7 protein-coding genes and 1 pseudogene are annotated in these 8,136 nt (G+C 45.9%); 1 reads left to right on the plus strand and 7 read right to left on the minus strand.

The features are described 5' to 3' along the window. The 6 genes from A1D16_RS20410 to A1D16_RS20435 all read right to left on the minus strand — a co-directional run. Window positions 1-432, minus strand: a 432-nt coding sequence (locus tag A1D16_RS20410; RefSeq protein ID WP_290713091.1) for a chloride channel protein, incomplete at its 3' end; no start/stop codon positions are given. A 13-nt stretch (window positions 433-445) separates the two neighbouring features. Then, complete coding sequence (locus tag A1D16_RS20415) at window positions 446-1,591, minus strand: methionine aminotransferase (protein WP_290713094.1); 1,146 nt, start codon at window positions 1,589-1,591, stop codon at window positions 446-448. Window positions 1,592-1,765: 174 nt separating this feature from the next. Next, window positions 1,766-2,689, minus strand: a complete 924-nt coding sequence (locus tag A1D16_RS20420) for a helix-turn-helix transcriptional regulator (protein WP_290713097.1) — start codon at window positions 2,687-2,689, stop codon at window positions 1,766-1,768. 28 nt (window positions 2,690-2,717) lie between these two features. Further along, window positions 2,718-3,104, minus strand: coding sequence for a RidA family protein (locus A1D16_RS20425; RefSeq protein ID WP_290713100.1), 387 nt, complete (start codon window positions 3,102-3,104; stop codon window positions 2,718-2,720). A gap of 107 nt (window positions 3,105-3,211) precedes the next feature. Beyond that, the gene (locus A1D16_RS20430) at window positions 3,212-4,294 is read right to left on the minus strand and encodes a mannose-1-phosphate guanylyltransferase (RefSeq protein WP_290713103.1); all 1,083 of its coding nucleotides are present in this window, start codon (window positions 4,292-4,294) and stop codon (window positions 3,212-3,214) included. Beyond that, a complete protein-coding gene (locus tag A1D16_RS20435) occupies window positions 4,294-5,262 on the minus strand; it encodes a KpsF/GutQ family sugar-phosphate isomerase (RefSeq protein ID WP_290713106.1) in 969 nt (322 codons plus the stop codon). The genes A1D16_RS20430 and A1D16_RS20435 overlap by 1 nt, the downstream gene beginning before the upstream one ends. 179 nt (window positions 5,263-5,441) lie before the next feature. Here A1D16_RS20435 and recQ point away from each other — a divergent pair, with 179 nt between their 5' ends. Continuing rightward, window positions 5,442-7,772: a DNA helicase RecQ gene (gene recQ, locus A1D16_RS20440; RefSeq protein WP_290713109.1), complete on the plus strand. Its 2,331-nt coding sequence runs from the start codon at window positions 5,442-5,444 to the stop codon at window positions 7,770-7,772. Between the two features lie 7 nt (window positions 7,773-7,779). Here the strand turns inward: recQ and A1D16_RS20445 are convergent. After that, window positions 7,780-8,136: pseudogene (locus A1D16_RS20445) on the minus strand (hypothetical protein); the annotation flags it as partial.

Genomic DNA, 8,136 nt, shown 5'->3' on the forward strand with positions numbered 1-8,136 from the left:
GGTATTGGATCCAATGGCCGAACCGGTTGCTACAATCGGAGCTTCCAAGCCGGCCGAACCGCCTAAACCAACGGTAAAAGCACTGGTAATAATATGTTTATAGGTATCCGAAAGCGGGATAAAGGAACTTTTACCGGCAATGCTTTTTAATACCATGGCCACCCCTTTTTCAATATACCCATGAAAAAAACGATTGGTTAAGAACACTACAATCAGCAGGCCGATGGTTGGGAAGAACAGGTAAATCCAGTCATTTTTAACCGGCCGGTTAATCCATTCCTGCAGGAAATGCACAAAGGTTTTGAGCAGAACGGCAGAAAGCCCTGCGATCAGGCCGGTTATTACGGCTACAAACATCATGTATTGTAACCGGTTTAACCGCTGTCTGAGATAACTGAGTAAATATTTATAAAGCAGTACAATTTTTTTCATGTGCATGAATCAATTATACAAGGCTTAGTTTTTCAACCGCTGCCTCGAGGGTTTCATTTTTCTTCGCGAAGCAAAAACGGATGTAGGGGCTCGGTTTTCCGTGCTGGTAAAAAGCGGAAACCGGAATAGTTGCAACACCATGTTCACAGGTCAGTAAGCGGGCAAAATCATGATCTGCCAGCTCACTGATGCGTTCGTAGCCTGCGCAGCAAAAATAACTACCTTTTGACGGAAGAAGGGTAAATCGGGTAGATTTCATTAAGTGGAAGAAATAATCTCTTTTTTCCTGGAGGAAGGCACCGAGTTGCAGGTAGGAAGAACGGTTCTGTAGAAATTCGGTTATTCCAACCTGTGAGGGAGTATGCACACTGAAGCAGTTATACTGGTGAATTTTTCTGAATTCGGTCATCAGTTCTTCGGGTGCCACACAATAACCGATTTTCCAGCCGGTACAATGAAAGGTTTTCCCAAAGGAAAAGCAAACGAAACTACGCTTCAACAAGGCGGGAAAACGGAGTACCGACTGGTGCAGGGCATTATCAAATACCAGGTGTTCATACACTTCGTCAGAAACCAGGTAAAGCTGGTGTGCCAGCACCAGTTCTTCCAACAAACGCATATCCGTTTCAGACCAGGTAGTTCCGCTGGGGTTATGCGGACTATTTATAATAATTGCCCGGGTACGGGTGGTAAGTGCTGCCCGGATAGCTTCCCAGGGTATGGAAAAATCATGCGGATGCAACGGAACCAATACAGGCACGGCATTATTTGCCAGGATAGCTGGTACATAACTGTCATAAGCGGGTTCCAGCACAATTACTTCATCGCCGGGTTGTAACAGTGCGGTGAGTGCCGTAAAAATGGCATAGGTTCCACCCGGGGTAATGGTTATCTCCGTATCAGGATGAACGGTTTGCTGGTACAGAAAGGCTATTTTTTCTGCCAGGGTTTCACGCAGGGGCAACCACCCGGCCATCGGCGCATATTGATTATACCCTTGCTGCATAGCGGCATTAACGGCATTGGTAAGAGCCTGGTCCATGGGAAAATCAGGAAAACCCTGACCCAGGTTAATGGCCTTGTACTGGCTGGCAAGAGCGCTCATGGTAGTAAAAATGGTGGTTCCTTTTCCGGGAAGTTTCGAAACAATTGGCTGCATCCGCCAAAGATAGGGGACAAAAAAAATAGAGTCCTGTGAAGGACTCTATAAGGACCACCCTAAAACCTGCATGAAGAAAGAGGTTTTACAATCCGCTGCTAACAGACTGCGTAATGAAGATACAGCAGCCCCCGCAGGCCGGAAGGGTACTAGTATAAGTTTGTGTGGTAGTTTTTAATCATTTTGAGAATTTGCCTTTTCGCGGTAATCCGATGGACTGATACCTACCTGGTGCCGGAAAAATTTGGCAAAATTGGAATTGTCTTTAAAATGCAGGTAGTAGGCCACTTCTGCCACCGTCATATCCGTATTCTTCAGCAAGGACTGTGCTTCCAGGATCAGGCGTTCGCGCACCAGCTGGGCTGCAGTTTTGCCTGTCTGCTGCTTCAACAGGTTACTTAAGTAGGTGGGATGAAGGTGCAATTCATTGGCTACATACTTAAGGGTCAAGGGCTTTTCCATTTTTCCCTTGTTGAGTTCTATGAAATAAGTATTCAGGGCCTGAAGGAAATTATTTAAGGTGGTATCCTTACCTACTGAACTAGGTAGTGCTGTATCAGACAGCGCTTCCTTACACTCATAGAGAAATATATTCAGGTAATGATAGAGCATTTTAAAGCGCTCGGGGTGATTACTGCGTAGCAGGTTATACATGGCTTCCATGTGCTGGTACAGTTTCATCAACCTGGCCTGGTCGGGCTTGAACAAAATACCGTTTTCCGTATGGAAGTACCGGAACTCTCTGAAAATATACTCTCCCTGCGGATACTGAAAAATAAAATCAGGTGTAAAAAACAGTAACAAGCCATTCCATTTTTCGATATTCAGGTATTGGCGGATATGCCAGGGAGAAGTGAAATAAAGCTGGTTGCCTGTAATATCATATACCTCGTTGGAAATACTGAGCTTGAAATCAGCGTCTGTTACAAGCCCCACCACAAAAGCATTCAGCCGAAATGGACTGGTAGAAGCGTCCTGTAGCCGAATGGGGATATCTTCAAAACGCAGGATATCAAAAAAAGGTGAATTGGGCTCAATAGCGCTCGTATCGCGAAAGGACTCTACAAGGTTTTCGTAGTAAGCAACCTGTTTCTGCATTTCTCTTGAGATTTATTGGGTTGTTTATTCAGGCCAAAATGGCGGTAGCTTCTATTTCGATCAAATATTCCGGAGAAATAAGGGCACTTACTTCTACCATGGTGGTGCAGGGTTTTATGGTTCCGAAAAACTCTCCATGCGCGCGGCCATACTCCTCCCAGCGGCTTATGTCGGTTACAAAAAGCCGGGTTCTGACTACATCCTTTAAGCCAGCACCTGCCTGTTCCAGTATGCGCGAAATCTTTTGAATAATAAAGCGGGTTTGCTCATAGGCGTCGTTTTCGCCCACCACTTCATTGTGTTCGTTGATAGCAACGGTGCCCGTTACTTCAATGATATTGCCGACTTTTACAGCCCTGCTGTACCCAACAATATCCTCCCAGGGAGCCCCTGAGGCATAGTTAAATCTGGTCATTGGATGCGGTTTCCGGGATTGGTCCAGTGCAATGTTAACTGTAAAAAGAAAATGCCATGACTTTTGTTATCATGGCATTTTGTTAATTTTTATGAGTGGTAAAGAATTCAGAGGTATTTATCCCCTTTTTTTCGTTTTACTTCATTTACGTATTCTTTTATATCCTGTTCCTTATCCTTTTTACAAATCAACAGTACATCGTTGGTATCCACTATAATATGATCATCCAGCCCCTGCAGTAAAACCAGTTTTTCGTCGGGCACATGTACCATACATTTTGTGGCATCAATTACCACCACATTGTTTCCGGCAACGGCGTTTTCCAGGTAATCTTTCTCAAAATTATCGTAGGCACTGTTCCAGGTTCCGAGGTCGCTCCAGCCAAAGGAAGAAGGTATAACATACACATTATCAGCCTTTTCCATTATTCCAAAATCTATTGAAATATTGGTACACTGGGGGTAGATGGCTTCCAGGGCAGGTTTTTCCTCCGCCGTGTTGAACTTATCTTTTTCAGCTACAAACACCTCAAACATTTCGGGCAGGTGTTTTTCAAAGGCGGTCAGGATATTTTTTACCTGCCAAACAAAGATGCCGGCATTCCAGAGAAAATCTCCGCTGGCCAGGAATGTTTTAGCCAGTTCCAGGTTGGGTTTTTCTGTGAACGTCTTGACTTTGAATACATTATCTGTTACCGCATGTTGCTCGTACTGGATATACCCGTACCCGGTATTGGGGTGGGTAGGTTTAATTCCCAGTGTTATAAATGCATTGTGTTTATTAACAAAACTGAGGGCTTCGTGGCAAACTTTGCGGAAGGCGGTATTGTCGAGGATCAGGTGGTCAGAAGGGGCCACGATGAGGCTGGCCTGGGGGTCCTGCTGCATCAGCTTGAATGAAATATAGGCAATACAGGGGGCGGTGTTTTTGCGCGAAGGTTCTCCCAGGATATTGGCCACGGGAAGGTCGGGTAGTTGTTCGGCTACGATACCCGCGTATTCCTCAGAAGTAACAACAAAGATGTTTTCTTTTGGAATAAAGTCGGCAAAACGATCATAGGTCCACTGAATAAGGGTTTTACCCGTGTTGAGGATATCCAGGAATTGCTTCGGGTAATTGGTGCGGCTCATTGGCCAGAAGCGGCTTCCGATTCCGCCGGCCATGATGGCCACATAGTGATGTTTGTTCATTATAAAAGCCCTTCTTTTAGTAGGTCGTGTAAATGTAAAACGCCCAGGTAGTGCTGCTGCTCATCAGCTACCACTAATTGGGTAATATCGTGTTTTCGTAATAAATCAAGTGCTTTAATGGCCAGTGCGGTGGGTTCAACCTGTTTGGGATTCCGGGTCATGATATCTGCTGCGCAAACCGTATGCAGGTCTGCTTCCTTCTCGAGCATGCGGCGCAGATCGCCATCGGTTATAACCCCCAGGATCTGCTCATCCTGATCAATAACCGCCGTTACCCCCAGCCGGCTTCCCGAAATAGACAGGATAATCTCTTTAAGGCTGGCTTCCGGGGAAATAGCCGGTCGTTCATTGTGTATATATAAATCCTTTACGCGGAGATAAAGTCGTTTACCCAGGTTGCCCCCCGGATGAAAGCGGGCAAAATCCTCCCCGTTGAAACCGCGGAGTTCCATGAGGCAAACTGCCAATGCATCTCCCATCACCATTTGCGCTGTAGTACTGCTGGTGGGCGCCAGGTTATTTGGGCAGGCTTCTTTGGATACGGTTGTATTAAGCACAAAATCAGCCTGTTGCGCAAGGAAAGACTGTGTCTGGCCCACCATTGCAAGCAGTGTATTCCCAAAATTTTTAATAAGCGGTACCAGTACTTTGATCTCGGGACTTTCGCCGCTTTTGCTGATTATCAACACAATATCTGTTTCCTGGACCATACCCAGGTCGCCGTGTATAGCATCCGCGGCATGCAGAAAAAGCGCGGGCGTACCGGTTGAATTCAGGGTGGCTACAATTTTCTGGGCAACGATGGCGCTTTTGCCAATACCGCTTATTACAAGCCGCCCTTTGCACTGGTACACAGCCTCAACGGCCTGAACAAAATCATCGTTCAGAAAAGCCAGTAATCCGGCAATGGAACCTGCTTCCAATTCAATTGTGCGACGGCCGGTGGCCAGAATTTGATCCCTGTTCATAGATGGCGGCACAAAAATAGGAGATTTGCCCAAGGAGCATCCTTTATTAACAAATTAGGGTGTTTTTCCCCCCGCTTTTTTAGTAATTTCGCCGTCCTTTGAAAATGCACCACTACCACTGCTAGTTTTTCGTTAACTTATGAGGGTTCAGCTTCAAGTGAGTTTGAAAATATACGGACATGTCAACATCATCAAAATCCCGGAAAACCACTGCTGCGGGCGCAGCTGCTGATAAACCGGCCAAGGCCACTGCAACAGTTAAAAAATCAAGTACCAAAAAAACGGTTGCCAAAGCACCGGCTTCGCCGCATAACGGCGCAATGTCGCTCACTGATTCATTACAGGAATATTTTGGGTTTAATAAATTTAAAGGTCCCCAGGAGGAAATTATCCAAAACCTTATGGGCGGCCGGGATACGTTTGTGATTATGCCAACCGGGGGAGGAAAAAGCCTCTGTTATCAGCTTCCCGCAATGATAATGCCCGGTGTAGCCATAATTGTTTCTCCCCTTATTGCATTGATGAAAAACCAGGTAGACCTGGTTCGTGGCTATAGCAGTAAAGACGATGTGGCGCATTTCCTGAATTCGACCCTTACCAAAAAAGAAATCCGGGAAGTACACGACGACCTGCAGCAGGGCCATACCAAAATGCTCTACGTTGCACCGGAAACCCTTACCAAAGCCGAAAACCTGGAATTATTCCGGGATCTTAATATCAGCTTTTTTGCTGTTGATGAAGCGCATTGTATTTCTGAATGGGGCCATGATTTCCGGCCGGAATACCGCCGACTGCGCGAAATGATGGACGAAATCAATGAAAAAATACCCGTCATCGCCCTGACCGCTACCGCAACGCCTAAAGTGCAGAGCGATATCGTTAAGAACCTGGGATTGCGGAACCCTGAAATTTTTATTTCCTCCTTTAATCGTACCAATCTTTATTACGAGATCCAACCCAAGATCAAAAAAGAGCAGACCATCCGCAGCATGGTCAGGTATATTGTTCAGAACAAAGGAAAAAGCGGAATCATCTATACCCTTAACCGGAAAACCACGGAAGAACTGGCCGATGTACTGGTGGCCAACGGAATTAAGGCAGTGGCCTACCATGCCGGGCTCGACTCCAAGCTGCGGGCAGAAAGACAGGATAAGTTCCTGAATGAAGATACCCAGGTTATTGTAGCTACCATTGCGTTCGGAATGGGAATCGACAAACCGGATGTTCGCTTTGTGATCCATTATAATATTCCTAAAAGTATAGAGAACTATTACCAGGAAACCGGAAGGGCTGGAAGAGATGGCCTCGAAGGGCATTGTATCCTCTACTATTCTCATAAGGATGTGGCCAAGCTGGAACACCTGATGCGCGATAAACCGCTAAGTGAGCGGGAAGTGGGCGCGCAACTGATTAATGAAACCGTAGCCTATGCTGAAAGCGGTGTTTGCAGGCGTAAAATATTGCTCAGCTATTTTGGGGAAGTATGGGAGCAGGAAAACTGCGGCGGCTGTGATAACTGTAAACATCCGAAAGAGCAGGTAGAAGCAAAAGAAGACGCGGTGAAAGTATTGAAGCTGGTTAAAAAGCTGGATGAAAGTTTTGCTACCGATTATACCGTCAATGTTATGATCGGGCGTATGACCCCGCAGATCCAGATGTATCGCCATAACGGGCTCGACGAGTTTGGCCTGGGCAAAGATCAGCCCGATCATTATTGGGCCACCTTAATCCGCCAACTGCTCTTGGCAGGTATGCTTACGAAAGATATTGAAGAGTACGGTGTGCTGAAATTGTCCAAAGCCGGCGACGCCTTTATAAAGAAACCCAGGAGTTTCCGCATAGTGCTTAATAACCTGTATGAAGATGCCAATGAAGACGATGAAGATGCTGTAGAAACCGGGGGGCCTGCTTCTGCCACAGATGAAAAACTTTTTGAACTATTAAAGGAATTAAGACAGAAAGAAGCGAAGAAAAAAGGACTGCCGCCTTTTGTGATCTTCCTGGAAACCTCGCTGCAGGATATGGCCACCCTCTACCCTACTGCTGTTGCTGAGCTCGATAAATGCCAGGGAGTAAGCAAGGGCAAAGCCATGCGTTATGGCAAACCTTTTGTAGACCTGATTGCTAAATACGTTGAAGACAATAATATAGAGAAGCCCGATGATTTTGTGATGAAAAGTGTGGTTAATAAAAGCGGGCTCAAAGTTTATATCATCCAGCAAACGGATAAAAAAATTCCGCTTGAAACCATTGCTAAGAACAAGGAGTTGCGGTTGGATACGCTCCTGGAAGAAATGGAAACCATTGCAGCCAGCGGTACCAAGCTGAACCTTGATTATGCCATCGATGAAATGCTGGATGAATATGACCAGGAAGAAATCCTCGATTATTTCAAAAGTTGTGAAACCTCTTCGCTGCAGGTAGCACAGGAAGAAATGGCCGATAGCAACTATTCCTGGGAGCAACTAAAAATCATGCGCATTAAATTCCTTGCACAATACGGAATGTAACCATCGTTCAGGAAAGTTTCATCCGCCGCCGGATGCGGCTGAGCGATTCGGGTGTTACGCCCAGGTAGCTGGCAATATGGTAGAGCGGTACGAGCTGAAATAATTCAGGCTTGGTTTCAATCAGGTTTTCATACCGTTCTTCCGGACTGGATGCCAGGAAATGGTGTAATCTTTTTTTATACTTGGAATATTGCTTTTCCGTTTCGAGCCGGCAAAGTGATTCTAACCGGGGAAAACGACGGTACATTTCCTGCTCAACATCGTATGGCATTACCGAAATAATACAATCGGCAACGGTTTCCCAATTCACGGAACTGGGCAGTTTTTCCTGCTTATCCCCATCGTCCCATAAACTATCCCCAAC

Origin of the sequence: Flavihumibacter sp. CACIAM 22H1, assembly GCF_001601815.1 — a bacterium.
Classification (GTDB): domain Bacteria; phylum Bacteroidota; class Bacteroidia; order Chitinophagales; family Chitinophagaceae; genus Flavihumibacter.